We start from the raw sequence: 452 nt of genomic DNA on the forward strand, positions 1-452 counted from the left end.
GGGCGGCGGCCGCGCTCTGGTGGCGCATGGCCCGCCACCTCACACCCGCGGTCGCCGCCCAGATCGGCGATGGCTCCCACGGCGAGAGCGTCACCACCGACTGGGCGCCGCGGCTCGCGGGCCTGTTCGGTCCCGAGCGGGCCGCGAGCATCCAGGCCAGCACCTGGTGGCCGGCGCTGGTCTCCAACGTCGACCACGGCCTACAGCGTGGCTGGCAGGTCGAGGCCCTTCTGGGCGCCGGCCGGGCGCTGCCGAGCGACGGCTGGGAGGGCGTCGACGAGTGCCAGGCACTGGTCTGGCGGACGTCGATCGCGCTGGAGACCGCTCCCGACGAGCACGCGCACGAGTACCACTTCGATGAGCCGCCGGCGGACCTGTGGGAGGGCATCGAGCCCGACCAGGCGATGTTCGTCGACCAGTTCGACGCCATCCCGTGGCCGCTTGCTGAGGAT

1 protein-coding gene is annotated in these 452 nt (G+C 73.5%); it reads left to right on the forward strand.

The annotated features are described in order from the left end of the window. Positions 1–452 (forward strand): hypothetical protein (locus M3149_RS22760; protein ID WP_251711626.1); only part of this gene is annotated, 452 nt, incomplete at both ends.

The organism is Hydrogenophaga intermedia, assembly GCF_023715105.1.
GTDB classification, from domain to species: domain Bacteria; phylum Pseudomonadota; class Gammaproteobacteria; order Burkholderiales; family Burkholderiaceae_C; genus Hydrogenophaga; species Hydrogenophaga intermedia_A.